General features: G+C 66.9%; 21 protein-coding genes and 1 pseudogene. 13 read left to right on the forward strand and 9 right to left on the reverse strand.

Going from position 1 to position 14598, the window contains the following annotated elements; all coding sequences use genetic code 11:
• Nucleotides 1-75: 75 nt before the first annotated feature.
• From AC5Y31_RS13545 to AC5Y31_RS13560, 4 genes are read left to right on the forward strand one after another with little or no spacing between them, the layout of a single operon-like run.
• A complete protein-coding gene (locus AC5Y31_RS13545; protein ID WP_065025935.1) occupies nucleotides 76-1221 on the forward strand; it encodes a thiolase family protein in 1146 nt (381 codons plus the stop codon).
• Nucleotides 1218-2006, forward strand: coding sequence for a crotonase/enoyl-CoA hydratase family protein (locus AC5Y31_RS13550; protein ID WP_065025936.1), 789 nt, complete (start codon nucleotides 1218-1220; stop codon nucleotides 2004-2006). The genes AC5Y31_RS13545 and AC5Y31_RS13550 overlap by 4 nt, the downstream gene beginning before the upstream one ends.
• Before the next feature lie 5 nt (nucleotides 2007-2011).
• The gene (locus AC5Y31_RS13555) at nucleotides 2012-2530 is read left to right on the forward strand and encodes a gamma carbonic anhydrase family protein (protein WP_065025977.1); all 519 of its coding nucleotides are present in this window, start codon (nucleotides 2012-2014) and stop codon (nucleotides 2528-2530) included.
• A 45-nt stretch (nucleotides 2531-2575) separates the two neighbouring features.
• Complete coding sequence (locus AC5Y31_RS13560; protein ID WP_499980917.1) at nucleotides 2576-3295, forward strand: CPBP family intramembrane glutamic endopeptidase; 720 nt, start codon at nucleotides 2576-2578, stop codon at nucleotides 3293-3295.
• Nucleotides 3296-3299: 4 nt separating this feature from the next.
• Here AC5Y31_RS13560 and AC5Y31_RS13565 read toward each other — a convergent pair whose 3' ends face one another.
• Complete coding sequence (locus tag AC5Y31_RS13565) at nucleotides 3300-4109, reverse strand: enoyl-CoA hydratase (protein WP_499980918.1); 810 nt, start codon at nucleotides 4107-4109, stop codon at nucleotides 3300-3302.
• 51 nt (nucleotides 4110-4160) lie between these two features.
• On the opposite strand from AC5Y31_RS13565, the gene AC5Y31_RS13570 reads away from it, so the two are divergent.
• From AC5Y31_RS13570 to AC5Y31_RS13590, 5 genes are read left to right on the forward strand one after another with little or no spacing between them, the layout of a single operon-like run.
• Nucleotides 4161-5246, forward strand: coding sequence for a CaiB/BaiF CoA transferase family protein (locus AC5Y31_RS13570; RefSeq protein WP_499980920.1), 1086 nt, complete (start codon nucleotides 4161-4163; stop codon nucleotides 5244-5246).
• Nucleotides 5247-5287: 41 nt separating this feature from the next.
• Nucleotides 5288-6040, forward strand: coding sequence for a 3-hydroxyacyl-CoA dehydrogenase (locus AC5Y31_RS13575; protein ID WP_499980921.1), 753 nt, complete (start codon nucleotides 5288-5290; stop codon nucleotides 6038-6040).
• A 40-nt stretch (nucleotides 6041-6080) separates the two neighbouring features.
• Nucleotides 6081-7079, forward strand: coding sequence for an NAD(P)H-dependent flavin oxidoreductase (locus AC5Y31_RS13580; protein ID WP_499980922.1), 999 nt, complete (start codon nucleotides 6081-6083; stop codon nucleotides 7077-7079).
• A 33-nt stretch (nucleotides 7080-7112) separates the two neighbouring features.
• Nucleotides 7113-7319 carry a CopG family transcriptional regulator gene (locus AC5Y31_RS13585; RefSeq protein WP_499980923.1) on the forward strand — a complete coding sequence of 69 codons (207 nt, stop codon included), beginning with the start codon at nucleotides 7113-7115 and terminating at the stop codon, nucleotides 7317-7319.
• Nucleotides 7316-7699, forward strand: coding sequence for a type II toxin-antitoxin system death-on-curing family toxin (locus AC5Y31_RS13590; protein ID WP_499980925.1), 384 nt, complete (start codon nucleotides 7316-7318; stop codon nucleotides 7697-7699). Before AC5Y31_RS13585 ends, AC5Y31_RS13590 begins: the two co-directional genes overlap by 4 nt.
• A 196-nt stretch (nucleotides 7700-7895) precedes the next feature.
• Here AC5Y31_RS13590 and AC5Y31_RS13595 read toward each other — a convergent pair whose 3' ends face one another.
• Complete coding sequence (locus AC5Y31_RS13595) at nucleotides 7896-8021, reverse strand: hypothetical protein (RefSeq protein WP_267887459.1); 126 nt, start codon at nucleotides 8019-8021, stop codon at nucleotides 7896-7898.
• A 167-nt stretch (nucleotides 8022-8188) separates the two neighbouring features.
• On the opposite strand from AC5Y31_RS13595, the gene AC5Y31_RS13600 reads away from it, so the two are divergent.
• Entirely contained in the window at nucleotides 8189-8827 is a 639-nt protein-coding gene (locus AC5Y31_RS13600; RefSeq protein ID WP_499980927.1) for a class I SAM-dependent methyltransferase, read from the forward strand.
• A 6-nt stretch (nucleotides 8828-8833) separates the two neighbouring features.
• On the opposite strand, the gene AC5Y31_RS13605 is transcribed toward AC5Y31_RS13600, so the two are convergent.
• The gene (locus AC5Y31_RS13605) at nucleotides 8834-9547 is read right to left on the reverse strand and encodes an NAD-dependent deacylase (RefSeq protein ID WP_499980928.1); all 714 of its coding nucleotides are present in this window, start codon (nucleotides 9545-9547) and stop codon (nucleotides 8834-8836) included.
• A 29-nt stretch (nucleotides 9548-9576) separates the two neighbouring features.
• Between AC5Y31_RS13605 and AC5Y31_RS13610 the strand changes: the two genes are divergently transcribed.
• Nucleotides 9577-9954 (forward strand): Rv1152 family transcriptional regulator, encoded by a 378-nt coding sequence (locus AC5Y31_RS13610; RefSeq protein ID WP_065025943.1) that lies wholly within the window; start codon nucleotides 9577-9579, stop codon nucleotides 9952-9954.
• Here the strand turns inward: AC5Y31_RS13610 and AC5Y31_RS13615 are convergent.
• Together AC5Y31_RS13615 and AC5Y31_RS13620 are read right to left on the reverse strand one after the other, a co-directional pair.
• Entirely contained in the window at nucleotides 9951-10772 is an 822-nt protein-coding gene (locus AC5Y31_RS13615) for a class I SAM-dependent methyltransferase (protein WP_499980930.1), read from the reverse strand. The two genes, AC5Y31_RS13610 and AC5Y31_RS13615, sit on opposite strands and share 4 nt — an antisense overlap.
• Before the next feature lie 24 nt (nucleotides 10773-10796).
• A complete protein-coding gene (locus tag AC5Y31_RS13620; RefSeq protein ID WP_499980931.1) occupies nucleotides 10797-11324 on the reverse strand; it encodes a DUF1697 domain-containing protein in 528 nt (175 codons plus the stop codon).
• 84 nt (nucleotides 11325-11408) lie between these two features.
• On the opposite strand from AC5Y31_RS13620, the gene AC5Y31_RS13625 reads away from it, so the two are divergent.
• Nucleotides 11409-11852: a PPOX class F420-dependent oxidoreductase gene (locus tag AC5Y31_RS13625; protein ID WP_499980932.1), complete on the forward strand. Its 444-nt coding sequence runs from the start codon at nucleotides 11409-11411 to the stop codon at nucleotides 11850-11852.
• A gap of 14 nt (nucleotides 11853-11866) precedes the next feature.
• Nucleotides 11867-12040 (forward strand): DUF5302 domain-containing protein, encoded by a 174-nt coding sequence (locus AC5Y31_RS13630; protein ID WP_109470841.1) that lies wholly within the window; start codon nucleotides 11867-11869, stop codon nucleotides 12038-12040.
• On the opposite strand, the gene AC5Y31_RS13635 is transcribed toward AC5Y31_RS13630, so the two are convergent.
• The 4 genes and pseudogenes from AC5Y31_RS13635 to AC5Y31_RS13650 form a co-directional block, all read right to left on the reverse strand.
• The gene (locus tag AC5Y31_RS13635; protein WP_499980934.1) at nucleotides 12041-12337 is read right to left on the reverse strand and encodes a DUF732 domain-containing protein; all 297 of its coding nucleotides are present in this window, start codon (nucleotides 12335-12337) and stop codon (nucleotides 12041-12043) included. It abuts the gene before it with no gap.
• Nucleotides 12338-12508: 171 nt separating this feature from the next.
• A complete protein-coding gene (locus tag AC5Y31_RS13640) occupies nucleotides 12509-14011 on the reverse strand; it encodes a hypothetical protein (protein WP_499980935.1) in 1503 nt (500 codons plus the stop codon).
• A gap of 62 nt (nucleotides 14012-14073) precedes the next feature.
• On the reverse strand, nucleotides 14074-14295 hold the full coding sequence (locus tag AC5Y31_RS13645; protein WP_499981074.1) for a hypothetical protein: 222 nt from the start codon (nucleotides 14293-14295) through the stop codon (nucleotides 14074-14076).
• Between the two features lie 90 nt (nucleotides 14296-14385).
• Nucleotides 14386-14484: pseudogene (locus AC5Y31_RS13650) on the reverse strand (DUF2510 domain-containing protein); the annotation flags it as partial.
• Nucleotides 14485-14598: the final 114 nt, after the last annotated feature.

The following is a 14598-nucleotide window of genomic DNA, read 5'->3' on the forward strand; positions in this document are numbered from 1 at the left end:
CCCCGCCCGCGGGTGCCTTCGGTGGGTTGGTTGACAATCGTCGTCAAGGACCCTCGTTGATGAAGGAGAGCACCCATGGCCGAAGCCGTCATCGTAGAAGCGGTGCGCTCGCCGATCGGCAAGCGCAACGGCGGACTGTCCGGGGTGCACCCGGCCGAACTGTCCGCCCAGGTACTCAACGGGTTGGTCGGCCGCGCCGGGGTGGACCCGGCCCTGGTCGACGACGTGATCTGGGGCTGTGTCATGCAGGCCGGTGAGCAGGCCCTGGACATCGGCCGGACCGCACTGCTAACCGCGGGCTGGCCCGAGACCGTGCCCGGGGTGACGGTGGACCGCCAGTGCGGCTCCAGCCAGCAGTCGGTGCACTTCGCCGCCGCCGGTGTGGTCGCCGGGCACTACGACGTCGTCGTCGCCGGAGGCGTGGAGTCGATGTCCCGCACCCCGATGGGCTCCTCGCTGGCTAACGGCGGGCACCCCTACCCCGAGGCGTTCCGCAACCGCTACACCCAGACCCCCAACCAGGGGATCGGTGCAGAGATGATGGCGTCACGCTGGGGTCTGGACCGCACCGCCCTGGACGAGTTCGCACTGGCGTCGCATGAAAAGGCCGCCGCAGCACAGGATTCCGGCGCGTTCACCGACGAGATCGTGGGGATTAAGGATGCCGAGGGCAACGTGATCAGCGCCGACGAGGGCATCCGCCGCGGCACCACCATCGAGAAGATGGCTCAGCTCAAGCCGGCCTTCAAAGAGGACGGCGTCATCCACGCCGGCAACTCGAGCCAGATCTCCGACGGGGCGGCAGCGCTGCTGTTCATGTCGGCGACCAAGGCCAAGGAACTGGGGCTGACCCCGCTGGCGCGGGTGCACACCGCGACGCTGGCCGGTGCCGACCCGGTGATGATGCTGTCCGCCCCGATCCCGGCGACTCAGAAGGCGCTGCAGCGCAGCGGTCTGAGCGTCGACGACATCGGGGTGTTCGAGGTCAACGAGGCGTTCGCGCCGGTACCGATGGCCTGGCTCGCCGACATCAACGCCGATGCGAAGAAGCTCAACCCCAACGGCGGAGCGATCGCGCTCGGTCACCCGCTCGGCGGGTCCGGCGCCCGGATCATGACCACCATGCTGCATCACATGCGGGCCAACGGGATTCGCTACGGGCTCCAGACCATGTGTGAGGGCGGCGGCCAGGCTAACGCCACCATCTTGGAGCTGCTGTGAGTGAGGCGGCCGTTCTCGTCGAGCGGCGCGGAAACGTACTGCTGATCACGATCAACCGGCCTGAGGCCCGCAACGCGATCAACGGCGCGGTCAGCGCCGGCATCGGTGACGCCCTGGCGCAGGCGCAGGACGACGATGAGGTGCGCGCGGTGGTGCTCACCGGCGCCGGCGACAAATCGTTCAGTGCCGGAGCCGATCTCAAGGCGATCGCCAACCGGGAGAACATCTACCACCCCGACCACCCCGAGTGGGGTTTCGCCGGCTACGTGCAGCACTTCATCGACAAGCCGACCATCGCGGCCGTCAACGGCACCGCGCTGGGCGGTGGCACCGAGATCGCTCTGGCCAGCGACCTAGTGGTCGCCGAACAGCGCGCTCAGTTCGGGCTGCCCGAGGTCAAACGCGGCCTGCTCGCCGGTGCCGGCGGAGTGTTCCGCATCATCGATCAACTTCCCCGCAAGATCGCCCAGGAGCTGCTCTACACCGGGGAGCCGATCTCGGCTGCCGACGCCGGCCGCTGGGGACTGGTCAACCGGGTGGTCGATGACGGCGGGGCACTGCAGGCCGCCCTGGAACTCGCCGAACAGATCACCGGCAACGCGCCGCTGTCGGTGCGGGCCACCAAGCGGATTGCCTACGGCGTCGAGGACGGCGCCATCCCCGGCGAGGCGGCCGACTGGGCCCGAACCGGCCGGGAGTTCAGCGCGCTGCTGAAGTCCGAGGACGCCAAGGAGGGTCCACGGGCGTTCGCCGAGAAGCGTGCCCCGGTGTGGAAGGCGCGTTGAGCGACGTGCCCGAGCCGCTGATCATCCCCATTCGCGGTCGCGCCCCGCAGCTGCACCCGGAGTCGTGGGTGGCGCCGAACGCCAGCCTGATCGGGCAGGTCCACCTGGCCGCCCGAGCCAGTGTCTGGTATTCGGCGACGCTGCGCGCCGAGGTGGAGCCCATCGAGATCGGTGTCGACACCAACATTCAGGACGGGGTGACCGTCCACGTCGACAAGGAGTTCCCGGCCTGGGTGGGCGCCCGGGTCAGCGTCGGGCACAACGCGGTGTTGCACGGCTGCACCATCGAGGACGACTCCCTGATCGGGATGGGCGCGATCATCCTCAACGGTGCCGTGGTGGGTGCCGGCTCCCTGATCGCGGCCGGTGCCGTCATCCCGCAGGGCATGGTGGTGCCGCCCCGATCACTGGTGTCGGGGGTGCCGGGCCGGGTGCGACGGGAGCTCAGCGAGGCCGAAATCCGCAATAACCGGCACAACGCCGCGGCCTACCGCCGGCTGATCGAAGTCCACCGGGCGAACTGACGCAATCAGGCCACCGACTGCCGTTCGGCCGCTAGGTTTTGGATCATGACCCAGACCAGTTCGGCCCGGCCCGGCCTGCTGCGCGAGTTCACCGACATCTTCACCAAGGTCTCCGCGCCGTATCACGAGCCGCGGTCCGTCGTGCACCGTCGTCGTGTCGTGGTCTCGGTGGTGGTGCTGCTCGGTGCCGCCGTCCTGGCGTCGATGCACACCAAGAACCCGGGCGACGCCGCGTTCTACTGGCTGTCGCTGGCCCTGGCGGCGGTCTGGTCGGTGGGGGCGGTCGTGGCCGGTCCGCTGCACCTGGGCGCGGTGCGCTTCCGCGGCCGCAACGAGCGGCCGGTGTTCACCGGCACCGGTGTCGGCTTGGTGCTCGGCGGGGTCTTCCTGCTCGGCGGGCTGGCGGTGCAGCAGATCCCGCCGCTGGCCGACCAGGTGACCGCGATCCTCGACTACACCACGCAGGTGTCCTGGCGGCTGGTGGTGTTGATCGCCATCGTCAATGCGGTCGCCGAGGAGATGTTCTTCCGCGGTGCGCTTTTCAGTGCGTTCGGCCGCCGCTACCCGCTGGTGTTGTCGACGCTGCTCTATATCGCGGCGATGATGGCCGCCGGCAATCTGATGATCGGTGTCGCCGCGCTGGTGCTCGGCACCGTCTGTGCGATCGAGCGCCGGGCCACCGGCGGCGTGCTGGCCCCGGTGCTGACGCATTTGGTGTGGGGGCTGATGATGGTGCTCGCGCTGCCGCCGATCTTTGGCAGGTAGCCGCTCAGGAGTCGGTGAACTTCGGCGTGCGCCGGTCCTGAAATGCGCGGGTGCCCTCGCGGAAGTCGTGGGCGTCCAACAGAATCGACTGGCCGACGTATTCGCGGTCCAGCGTCGCGTCCAGCTCGGTCAGCGTCGCGGCGTTGATGGCGTGCTTGGTCTTGGCGAAGGCCGCCGCCGGACCGGCCAGCAACCCGGCCAGCACCTTGTCCACCTCGGCGTCGAAGTCCTCGGCCGGGTACACCGCACTGATCAAGCCCCACTCCAAAGCCTCGGCGGCCGGCAGCCGTTCGGCCAGCAGCGCCAGCCGCATGGCGCGGATCCGGCCGATCGCCGCGGCGACCAGCGCCGAGGCGCCACCGTCGGGCATCAGCCCAATCTTGGTGAACGCCAACAGGAAAAACGCTTTGTCCGACGCCAGCACCAGGTCGCAGGCCAAAGCCAGCGACACCCCGACACCGGCGGCCGGGCCCTGCACCACGGCCACCACCGGCCGCGGCAGCGCGGCGATCGCGCGGATGGCGCGGTTGGCCTCGACGATGATCTCCGTCGGCACGCCGTCCGATGCGTCCTCGGCGCTGATCCCGGCGCCGGAGCTGAACCCGCGGCCGGCCCCGCCGAGTCGCACCGCGCGCACCCGCGGATCGCGGGCGGCGCCCTCCATGGCGTCGGCGATACCGGCCAGCACGCCGGTGGTCAGCGAGTTGAGGCTGTCCGGGCGGTCGATGGTCACCGAGAGCACCCCGTCGGCCAAAGTCACGGTCAGGCCCTCCACTGGGGCCAGGGTGTCGATGCCGGAGTCGATTGTCGTCATGGCACTCACCTTAGGATGCACATCACAGGTGCAGACGACGAGGAGGCAGACATGGCGGGACCACTGGCGGGGCTGCGGGTCATCGAACTCGCCGGGATCGGACCGGGGCCGCACGCGGCGATGATTCTCGGCGACCTGGGTGCCGACGTGGTTCGGGTGGACCGCCCGCCGAAATTCGGTGGCGGCGCGTCGAAGGACACCATGCTGCGCAACCGGCGGTCGGTGACCGCCGACCTGAAGTCGCCGGAGGGCCGCGACCTGGTGCTCGCCCTGGTCGCCAAGGCTGACGTGCTGATCGAGGGCTTCCGCCCCGGCGTCACCGAGCGGCTCGGTTTGGGGCCGGAGGACTGCGCCAAGGTCAACGACAAGCTCATCTACGGTCGGATGACCGGCTGGGGGCAGACCGGACCGCGCGCACTGCAGGCCGGTCACGACATCAACTACATCTCGCTCAACGGCGCCCTGCACTCGATCGGCCGCGCGGGGGAGCGCCCGGTGCCGCCGCTGAACCTGGTCGGCGATTTCGGTGGCGGTTCGATGTTCCTGCTGGTCGGCATCTTGTCGGCGTTGTGGGAGCGGCAGAGCTCCGGCAAGGGGCAGGTGATCGACGCGGCCATGGTCGACGGCTCGAGCATGCTCGGGGCGATGATGTGGAGCTTCCGTGCCCAAGGCATGTGGAGCGACGAGCGCGGCGTCAACATGCTCGACACCGGCGCCCCCTACTACGACACCTACGAGTGCGCCGACGGCCGTTACGTCTCGGTGGGTTCGATCGAGCCGCAGTTCTTCGCCGAGCTGCTGGCCAAGCTGGGCCTGGACCCGGCCGCGGTGCCGGAGCAGAACGACAAGAGCCGCTGGCCGGAGCTGCGCGAGGTGTTCACCACGGCGTTCGCGGCGCACGACCGGGACCACTGGGCCAAGGTGTTCGCCGACTCCGACGCCTGCGTCGCACCGGTCCTGGCCTTCAATGAGGTGCTCTCGGACCCGCATGTCGCCGAGCGCGACACCTTCTACGAGGCCGACGGTTCCCTGCAGCCCATGCCGGCGCCGCGGTTCTCCCGCAGCGTCCCCGACGTCCCGACGCCGCCGGCGGTATTGGGGGCCGACAACGACACCATCCTGAGCGACTGGGTATAGTCCCGACCAACCGGCTGGTTGGTTGACGAAGGGATGACACGGTGCAGATCAAGGATGCGGTGGCAGTCGTCACCGGCGGTGCCTCTGGGCTCGGTTTGGCGACGACGAAACGCCTGCTCGACGCCGGCGCGCAGGTGGTGGTGGTCGACCTGCGCGGCGCCGACGCCGTGGCGGAGTTGGGGGACCGGGCCCGGTTCGCCGAGGCCAACGTCACCGACCCCGAGGCGGTCACCGCGGCGCTGGATGTCGCTGAGTCGTTGGGGCCGTTGCGAATCAACGTCAACTGCGCGGGCATCGGCAACGCGATCAAGACGCTGAGCAAAAACGGCGCCTTCCCGATCGAGGAGTTCACCAAGGTGGTGCAGGTGAACCTGATCGGCACCTTCAACGTGCTGCGGCTGGCCGCCGAGCGCATCGCCAAGACCGAACCGGTCGGTGAGGAGCGCGGCGTCATCATCAACACCGCCTCGGTGGCCGCGTTCGACGGTCAGATCGGCCAGGCCGCCTATTCGGCGTCCAAGGGCGGCGTGGTCGGCATGACCCTGCCGATCGCGCGGGACCTCTCCCGCGACCTGATCCGGGTCTGCACCATCGCCCCGGGGCTGTTCAAGACCCCGCTGCTGGGTTCGCTGCCCGAGGAGGCGCAGCGTTCGCTCGGCGGGCAGGTGCCGCACCCGGCCCGGCTCGGCGACCCCGACGAGTACGGCGCCCTGGCCGAGCACATCATCAGCAACCCGATGCTCAACGGCGAGGTGATCCGCCTCGACGGCGCGATCCGAATGGCACCGCGATGAGCGCTTGCGCGAAGAGCATCAAGCACAGCAAGGAGTCCACATGTCCCTAACAACGAAATTCACCGAGACGTTCGGTGTGGAGCATCCCATCGCCCAGGGCGGCATGCAGTGGGTGGGCCGTGCGGAACTGGTTGCGGCGGTGGCGAACTCGGGGGCGCTGGGGTTCCTGACCGCGCTCACCCAGCCCACCCCGGCCGATTTGGCCAACGAGATCGCCAAGACCCGGGATCTGACCGACAAGCCGTTCGGGGTGAACCTGACCATCCTGCCGACGATCAACCCGCCGCCCTATGACGAGTACCGGCAGGTGATCGTCGACGCCGGCATCAAGATCGTCGAGACCGCCGGGTCCAACCCGGCGCCGCACCTACCGATGTTCCACGACAACGGGATCAAGGTGCTGCACAAGTGCACCTCGGTACGGCACGCGGTCAAGGCGCAGAGCCTCGGCGTGGACGGCATCAGCATCGACGGGTTCGAGTGCGCCGGCCATCCCGGCGAGGACGACATCCCCGGTCTGGTGCTGATCCCGGCCGCGGCCGCCCAGATCGAGATCCCGATGATCGCCTCCGGCGGCTTCGCCGACGCCCGCGGCCTGGTCGCTGCCCTGGCACTCGGCGCCGACGGCATCAACATGGGCTCGCGGTTCATGTGCACCGTCGAATCGTGCATCCACCAGAACGTCAAGGAAGCCATCGTCGCCGGCGACGAGCGCGGCACCGAGCTGATCTTCCGGCCGCTGCGCAACACCGCCCGGGTGGCGTCCAACACCGTCTCGCGCGAGGTCGTCGACATCCTCGACAAGGGCGGGCAGTTCCCCGATGTGCAGGAGTTGGTGGCCGGGGTCCGGGGCCGCAAGGTTTTCGACGACGGCGACGTTGAGGCCGGGATCTGGTCAGTGGGCACCGCGATGGGGCTGATCAACGACATCCCGACCGTCGGCGAGTTGGTGTCGCGGATCGTGGCCGAGGCCGAGGAGATCATCAGCGACCGGCTGGGCGGCATGCTCGAGGACGAGGACGAGGAGAACGTGGCTTAACCCAGGCGGTATCAATCCGGTATCATGCTGGTCATGGGCATGACGCTGCGCACCAGCGACGAGCAGGCCGAGGCGTTGCGGCGGCAGGCTGCCGCAGAGGGCCGATCGATGCAGGCCGTCGCATTGGCGGCTATCGATGAGTACATCGCGCGCCGGACGCATAAGGCCAAGGTCTCCGAGACATTGCAGCGAGTCGTTCGTGAGGAAGCAGGGGTTCTGGAGCGTCTGAAGGACGCATGATCGAGTACCTGGATCTCGAGGACCTGCTTGAGATCGCCCGCGCGGCCGTCGGCGAAGACGTCGCGGTCCGCGATTACGGCCTGCTCGAATCGGCGTTGGCTCGGCCGCGTGCGTCGGTGTTCGGCGAGGACGCCTACGCGGACCTGCACGTCAAGGCCGCCGCACTGATGCAGTCGCTGGCGCGCAATCACGCGCTGGTCGACGGTAACAAGCGGCTGGCCTGGACTGCCTGCCGGACATTTCTCGCCATCAACGAGGTGGGGATCAGCGCGCCCGAGGACGACCGGTTCGAGTTCGTGATCGCCGTTGCCACCGGTGGGCTGGCTGATCTCGGCGAGATCGCCGAGCGGTTGCGGGGCTGGAGCTATTTGGGTGAGTGAGCCTTCCCGCGGCTCGGTACGGGTGGCCAGCAGAACCGGCAGCCGGTGATCCAGCGGGTGCGGCACGCGGCGAGCCGTCAAGCGATGCGTTCGCTGTCGCGCATGATCAGCCGTAGCTGAGGGGCCCGCCGGATGGGCGGCCGCCAGCGCGCAATCACGCGATAGTGAAAGGCGCCGCTGCCGCGGCGCCCGTCACTCAACTGGCCAGCGGATGCCAGTCGTCGAGCTGCTCGGAGGTGTCGCCTTCGACCAGGACATCGCCGTGGTACAGGGCCTCGAAGTCGACCTTGATGACGTCGGAACTTGAGTCGTCGATCCACATGACACTGAGCGTATGGGTCACTATTAAGGGATCATTGAGTCACGTTTCGGGAAACTGTGGCAATACTACCGGCGGGTAGCCTTTGCCGGTCTTTTCGGCTGGGACTGTGCTTTTTGCGTGCACGCCGGTACGGCCGGGCCACACCGCTGAGACGCTAGGGTGGCCCCATGACATCACCTTCGACCTTGGACAACCCGCTGTTCGCTCGGATCTGGACGTTCATGTCGAGTCGCGAGACCGACTGGCTGCGGGATCGGCGCCGGGAGAACCTGGAGGGTCTGTCCGGGCGGGTGCTGGAGGTCGGGGCGGGCACCGGAAGCAACTTCGCGTTCTATCCCGAGACCGTCACCGAGGTTGTCGCCCCCGAGCCGGAGTCGCGGCTGCGGGAGGCCGCCAGTCAAGCGGCGGCCACGGCGCCGGTGCCGGTGAGCGTCGTGGCCAGCACCGTCGAGGCGCTGGATGCCGGCGAACCGTTCGATGCGATCGTGTGCTCCCTGGTGTTGTGCTCGGTCGAGCAGCCCCGCGAGGTGCTGCGGCAACTGCTCGCGTTGCTCAAGCCCGGCGGAGAGCTGCGCTATTTCGAGCATGTCGCCAGCGCCGGGGCGCGGGGCGGGCTGCAGCGACTGGCCGATGCCACGATCTGGCCGAAGCTGTTCGGGAATTGTCATACCCACCGCGACACCGAGCAGATGATCACCGACGCCGGCTTCACCGTCGGGACATCCCGGCGCGGCCATCAGTTTCCGGCGTGGGCGCCGGTACCGGTGTCGGAGTTCGCGCTGGGTCGTGCCAACCGCCCGGCCTGAGCCGCGCTAACCCAACAGCGAGGGCAGCCGCTGCAGCAAGCCGGGTAATGCCGCCGAGGCGGTCTCGCGGATGCTCACCGTGGCTCTGGCGGACAACGGCGTCGCTTCGGGGTTGACCTCGATGACGGTCTTGCGCTGCTCCAGCGCCAACTCGGGCAGGCTGGCCGCCGGATAGACCACGGCAGATGTTCCCACCACGACCAGCACATCGGCGGCGTCGATGGCCCCGATCGCGGCGCTCCACGGGCCCTCCGGCAGGTTTTCGCCGAACCAGACGATGTCGGGGCGGATCAATCCGCCGCAGCCGCAAACCGGCGGGGCCACTTCCAGCTGCGGCTCCGACATCTCCGGCAGTTTCTTGGTGTAGGGGTGATCGCACTCCGCGCAACGGAATTTGAACATGCTGCCGTGTAGATGGTGAACCGTGGAACTGCCGCCACGCTCATGCAGATTGTCGACGTTCTGGGTGATGACTTGGACCTCGGCATGCTGCTCCCAGTCCGCGACCGCGCGATGGCCGGCGTTCGGTCCGACCCGGCTGGCCAGGTGATGGCGCCACAGGTACCAACCCCAGATCAGTTCCGGGTGCCGGTTCCAGCCGTCGATGCTGGACACCTCATAGGGGTCGTAGCGCGACCACAGGCCGTTCTTGTCGTCACGGAAGGTAGGCACCCCACTCTCCGCTGAGATCCCCGCGCCGCTGAACACCGCCACCTGCACGCCACCAACATAGCCGGGATACTGGGTCGATGGACTTCACGGAACTGCTGGGGATCGATGCGCAGCCGGGCGCTCCGTTGTTCGAGCAGGTCAGGACACGAATGATCGAGGCGGTCCGCGAAGGCGCCCTGCCGGCGGGAACCAGGTTGCCGACGGTGCGCGAGTTGGCCGGTCAGCTGGGCCTGGCGGTCAACACGGTGGCCCGCGCGTACCGGGAGCTGGAGACCGCCGGGGTCGTCGAAACCCGCGGCCGTTTCGGCACTTTCGTGGCGAGCAGCGACCCGACCGGTGCGGCCATGACGGCGGCCGCCGGCGCTTTCGTCGCGGCGGCCCGCGCGGTCGGCCTCGGCAAGGCCGACGCGTTGCGCTACCTCGACGTGGCCTTCGACAACGTCGGCGGTTCTTAGCCGAATTCCAGCAGGGTCAGCGACGGGCGCGCGTCGGCGAGGGAACGCAGCCCGTAGATGGTGGGTAGCACAGTGTTGAACAGCCACCCGCGGCCCCGCGGCAGCTGCAGATCGTGGACCGCCCGGACGCCGGGCACGGTGTCCACCAGCTTGGCGCTGTCGGCGGCGGACAGGGTGAACGGCATCGAGGGCGCCCGGTAGCGCAGCGATGTCGGCACGCCGTGACGGAGCAGCCAGCCGATCCAGGCGGGCGGGAGGTCGAAGATCATCCGGCCGCCCGGAAAACGGCGGGCGCACTCGGCGATCAGGCCCAGCGACTGCTCGGGCTGCAGGTACATCAGCAGGCCCTCGGCGCTGATGAACACTCCGTCAGACGTGTCGAGGCGGTCCATCCAGCTGTAGTCCAGTGCGGACTGGGCGCACACCGAGACCCGCGACTCTGCCGGGAGCAGTCGCTCGCGGATCTCGATGATCGGCGGCAGATCGACGGTGAGCCAACGGAATTGCGGATCCTCAACCGCTTCGCTGATCCGCCAGAAGCTGGTCTGCAAGCCCTCGGCCAGTGCCACCACGGTGCCCGTCGGGTGCTGGCGAAGGAAGCGCAGCGCCTCGGTGTCGATGCCCAGTGCGCGCACGGCGATGTCCTGGCGGGTCGAGCCGAACTTGGCGAAATCGAAGTCGATCGAGTCCGCCAGCCGGACCGCCATCGGATCGTTGATGATCCGGTCGGGACGGCGGGCCTCGGTCGCTCGCGCGTTCAGGGTCAGCAACGCGGTCTCGGAGACGCCGGTCAGGGTGACTTTCTGTGCCTGGCTCACCTGTGCGACCTTACCGGTGGCGGTTCAGCGCAGCGTCTTGGTCAAGGTGCGCAGGTTGCGGGTCGTGGTCGACGCCGCGTACCGCTTCTTGCCCATCGTCTTGCCCACGGTGCTGTCCAGGGTGTTGCCCTTGGGGATCTGCCAATAGATCACCCCGTCGCCCGGCGCGATCTTTTCGCCGGGGCCGGTCCGGGTCTCGTCGGCGAGCGCGGACAGCTCGGCCAGCGCCGCCTCGTCGGCGACGAAGGTGACATAGGAGTGAGAGCCGGCGACCTCCGGTTCGAACGGGTAAGCCGCGACGATGTCGCGCACCGTGTCGATGTCGTAGACCAGCACCCGGGCCGGGTAGCCGAAGCGCTTACCCAGGACGGCTTCCACGGTGCTGCGCACCGCCGCGGCACCCTTCGGTGATTCCAGCACCACGTTGCCGCTGGCGAGAACGGTGCGGACCTCGGCCAAGCCGGCCTCGGTCAGTGCGGCAGCAACGTCGGCCATCTTGAGGTTGACGCCGCCGACGTTGACGCCGCGTAAGAACGCCGCGTACCGGGTCATCTGCGCGATAGTAACGCCGCGTACCGGGTCATCTGCGCGATAGTAACGACGGCGCACACCGGCTTCAATCGGTACGCTTCCGGCATGGGACGCCAGGTATTCGACGACAAGTTGCTGGCAGTGATCAGCGGGAACTCGCTCGGCGTGCTGGCCACCGTCAAACGCGACGGGCGTCCGCAACTGTCGAACGTGCAGTATCACTTCGACCCGCGCGCGGTCGCGGTGCAGGTGTCGGTCACCGAACCGCGGGCCAAGACCCGCAACCTGCGTCGCGATCCGAGGGCCTCGCTGTTGGTCAGTTCCGACGACGGCTGGTCCTATGCCGTCGCCGAAGGGGATGCGCAGCTGACGCCGCCGGCCGCGGCTCCCGGCGACGACACCGTCGAGGCGCTGGTGGCGTTGTACCGCAACATCGGCGGCGAGCACCCGGATTGGGACGAGTACCGCGAGGCGATGGTGACCGATCGCCGCGTGCTGCTGACGTTGCCGATCACGCACCTGTACGGCATGCCGCCGGGCATCCGCTGAGCTACGCTCCGGTCATGCCCGAATCAGATTCCGCCGCAGACGAGAACAAGCGCAAGTTCCGCGAGGCCCTGGAGCGCAAGAAGGCGAAGTCGGCGGGCGGCTCCGACCACAAGGACGCCGGCGCCAAGCAGCCCAGATCGCACGGCCCGCTGGAGAGCCGCCGGGAGTTCCGGCGCAAGAGCGGATAGTTACTGCACCGGGCAGGCGTACTGGCGGGCCACATCCATCAGCCGCTGGCCGGCTCCGGGGCCGACGACTCCCTGCGCGGTGAGTTCCCAGCCGATGAGGCCCGGAAGACCGCCCTCACACGACTGGTGGGCCACCCGCCACGCGGTGTCGGGATTCAGGTTGAACCCGTTGCGTTCCAGGCCCTGCATGTAGGCGTCGAATTCCGGGGTGCCCTGCTCCGGTATCGCGCCGGCCGTGGCGGCCAAGGCGAGGGCGCAAGCCATCGCTGCGATAAGAGCTGCCGCTACACGTCTCATGCCTGTCTCCTGGAACTGCCTGCGCCCGTTGTCGAGTACACGGTTGCATACTCCACCGACACGGACCAACGGAACCCGTTGGCTGGCCGGGGTAGACCCCTGCGGGGCGGACGCGCCAGCTCCGAGACACCTGTAGAAGGCAGGAGCGCTACCCGGCTGTCGGCGAAGTGGTCAATCCTCCGGCGAAAGCACGCGCTCGATCGCTTCTGGAGAGGCTTCGAGAAGGCGAAGCAGGTGACCACGTACCGCCCGCTCTAGGATGTTCGCGGCTTCTGCCAGCTCTCGCTTTTCGTATGCCTTCGTTCCGTGAGATAGGCCGTTTCGAGCGATTCGAATAGCGTCGAGGGTCGTTTTGACGGTCTCGTTCTCGGAGCGAACCGATCTTACAAGTGCGCTCTCTTCCAGTTCGGGTTCAAGATTGACTGGCAACGTCGCCAGCATCTTGCGGATTGCCGCATCGAAGGTCTCAAGAGGCTGTTTCCGCAGAAACTTCTTGAGGAACTTGAAGTCATCAGGCAGTTCTGCGAGTGCGCTCTTGCATCGACTCAGGATGGGTTCGCGGAGCCCTGCGTGCTTGGTCTGCCGTTCATCGATTTCACCTCGATACTCATACCCGTGAAGACCTTCAAGCGCCTGAAGCAGCAGTAGAAACCGGGCCCGAGGGTGTTGACTTGGTCCCACAGCGTTCATGTCGTAAGTATTCAGAATGGGATTCTCACTGGCTGCCAGGGCTTGCCATCGCCGAAGCAGCGCCAGGAGCGATTCGCCCTCCGAGATCCGAATTGCTGAAATATCTTTATTGCGCAACGTATTTTCTGACGTGTACGGTTTCTGAGAGACCGAAGCGTTGAATAGTTGAAACTGCCGTAATTCTGGTGATCGCGCATCGCCATCGAATACGGGAGAGCATGTCAGATAGTTAATGTCCTCTCTTCTGCCTGTTGCGGCGGCAACAATCTCACGTAAAGGCCATGCCCATTGAGTCAAGAAGTCGGACAACGGAACTGGAGTGGTCAACTTAACATATACGACTGGGCTGGCGGCAATACCAAAGCTGTACCAACCGCCAACATCGATCGAAAGTTGGTAGTAGAGAGAAACTTCCGCGCTCTCGTCCTGCCAGGTCTGACGGCTCTCCTTATCGATTGTCGCGGCGTATTCTGGTTTCTCTTGCTCGTAGAGGTCATCGAGCAGAAAACGCTGTTCGGCGATCGGGCTCTTGCCTGCAAACGCTTCGAGGTGGGGCACCTGAATAACGCCAGAATCGATCAACAGCGACTCGACCTGAGTGGGGGCACCCGGTCCGACGAGCGCCGCCCATGTGTCGAAATACGCATTTGCGCCAGCGAAGTTCATGATGCCGGTGCGGGACTTCTCGCCATAGACGGTGAGGCGGGCGTCTAGCAAGAGGATGTCGAGCCCACCGTTCATCTCCCCGTAGACAAGCGGGTAGTCGAAGTGTTGAGGCCACCCCGTCTGGCTATGGCCGGTCGCCTCATCGGTGGTCCAATTCGTGGGTGCAGTTCCGAAAACGAGACCTCGTGGTTGCCTCAGCCCCATCAGTTCCGCCTCGCCCGATACTTCCCACGTACTGGCCTCGGGTGGCCTAGACAGCGTCCAAGTCACGCGGTGAGTACCGGCCTCAAGTTTCGGCTTAAGAGCGTCCTTGCTCATTAGTCCGCATCCGCCTATCCCACAGTTGGCGGGGTAGTTTCAAACTCCGCTGACGACAAGTTCTAGTTGTCGAAGACCCGCGACAGCTCATCGCGCTTGTCCGAGAGCAGCTTCTCCATGTAGAACCCGTTGAACAAGGACAGCGCGAGTAGTACGACAGCCAGTACGCGAACCCACTTCGCAGCACCGAGGAAGAACGCCACAGCCGTGCCAGCTGCGACGAACCCGACCCCCGTCCATATCGGACCGGTGCCGGTCAGGAGGCTCGCCGACTGCATCGACATCACGACCCCGATGCCCAAGAGGACACAGACGCCAATGGCGATCGCGGTCCTTCTCCCTAAGCTCGATTCATTGGTGACAGGCTCGGCTATCCGCCTCGGTGCGCTCCAAGCGTTCCCGTCCCAATAGACCTGATTCGCCGGATCCGATGGGTCTGGGTACCACCCTGGCGCTGGCGATGGTTGAGTCACGCTGGATTCTCCCTGTCAACCTGCTGTTCGTTGCGTTCGTCGGAGACTAGCAAGCACCTCTGACAGGCGACCTCAAGCCGCTAAAACAGCCGTTCTGTGTTAGTTGAACGGAGT

This window comes from Mycobacterium sp. NGS18, from assembly GCF_059813185.1.